This is a genomic window from Clostridium sp., assembly GCF_051656525.1.
In the GTDB taxonomy this organism is placed as follows: Bacteria; Bacillota; Clostridia; order Clostridiales; family Clostridiaceae; genus Clostridium.
The window spans coordinates 1-1,429 of sequence record NZ_JBOGCC010000089.1 but is presented as its reverse complement, the minus strand read 5'-3'; the positions used below and the strand labels follow the sequence as shown (position 1 = coordinate 1,429).

General features: G+C 29.7%; 2 protein-coding genes and 1 pseudogene. All 3 read right to left on the bottom strand.

Features of this window, described 5'->3' with window-relative positions:
- The coding region (locus tag ACRDDY_RS03210; RefSeq protein ID WP_438563524.1) for a hypothetical protein at nt 1-574 on the bottom strand (574 nt) is incomplete at its 3' end.
- 8 nt (nt 575-582) lie between these two features.
- Nucleotides 583-1,203 carry a phage tail protein I gene (locus tag ACRDDY_RS03205; RefSeq protein WP_438563523.1) on the bottom strand — a complete coding sequence of 207 codons (621 nt, stop codon included), beginning with the start codon at nt 1,201-1,203 and terminating at the stop codon, nt 583-585.
- Nucleotides 1,196-1,429 (bottom strand): annotated as a pseudogene (locus ACRDDY_RS03200) (baseplate assembly protein); the annotation flags it as partial. The gene ACRDDY_RS03205 and the pseudogene ACRDDY_RS03200, both read right to left, overlap by 8 nt.

Genomic DNA, 1,429 nt, shown 5'->3' with positions numbered 1-1,429 from the left:
ATGTTGCAAGAGTTTCTGAATCTTTTAAATTTGTTGCATCTGATTTTGTTTTATTAAATCCACTATTTTTATTAAATTTATTTTCTTTTTGATTCAAACCTTCTTCTAAATCTTCAATTGTTGGATATACTAAACTCTTGTCTATTGTTATTACAGCTGCTGCTTCGCTTGTAACTCCTATGTACAGATCTCTTGTTCTTGAAATTACATTACCTGAGTTTCCAGGAGGCATTACTTCTCCTTGTCCATCATTTACATATCCAAATAGTACAGATTGCTCTGCTCCTATTTTTGCGAATACTCCAATTTCTTTTATAGTTACTTCATTAGAAAAACTTTCATTTGTAAAACTTCCTCTTATTCTTATTGTGTTTTCATTTCTCACTATTGAGGACATATTAATTGTCATATAACTAGCTACCAAATCTGTTAAAGCTCTGGCATTATCTAATGAATTTATATCTCCTGTACCTATTTTCATATGTGTAAATTCAATAGGTTTTACTAATTCTAATGACCTTGAAATCATCAAGGCACCAGCTGAGGTTAAAATAACTCCTCCTGTCGCTAACATTTTTCCACCTACCCTACAAACTTATTTATTACTTTCTTATGATCATGTATTCCATTTATAAAATTAACTAAAGAATTATTTTTTTGTGTTATTATGAAGCCATCTAAATGAGACCTAACATTTTTATAAATATCTACTAATTTATAAACTGTTGATATTTCTTCTTCTGTTAACATATCTCCTTCAACAATTAATCTAAACATAAATGGATTACCTCCATATTCATACCACTCTTTAACTTCTAAATTACTTACAATTGCTTTTAAAGCTGATTCTAAAGCCCCTACAGTTCCTTTAGTTACGTGATGAAAATATGACCTTTTTACCATCTCTATTTTTTTCGACTTCGGAAGTTCCGAACTGTAAAATTCTACATTCCATTGCCAAGCTAATTGATCCAGTACTTTGTCATCTAATTTTTCCATCTTCAAGTATATTTTTATATTTTCAATATCCTCTTTTATCGTTTTAGTTACATGAGTTCTCAAATCTAACGGCAAATGCGTTGGTATGCCAACATCTTCTTCCTCGTTTTCAATGCTCCCTGCAAACGCATATGCTATACCTGAAAGATTTTTGTATTTCTTTAAATTCTCTGGAAGTAAGCTATAAATTTCATCTTTATTCAATTTCAACTCCTCCATAAGTTAATGTATTATTTCTTAATTTTGCTACATTTGTTTTTTCTAATTTTAGGAAGTTTGGAGAAGTCACCTCCACTCTTTTCGCTCCAGCATTACTCATCAATGTTATTAATTTACTTGGATTTATATCTCTTCCCAATTTACAGTGTTGCCAATTTATAAACTCATTTACTGCATTTTCAATATTCTTTTTTATTGCTTCTTTATCTGT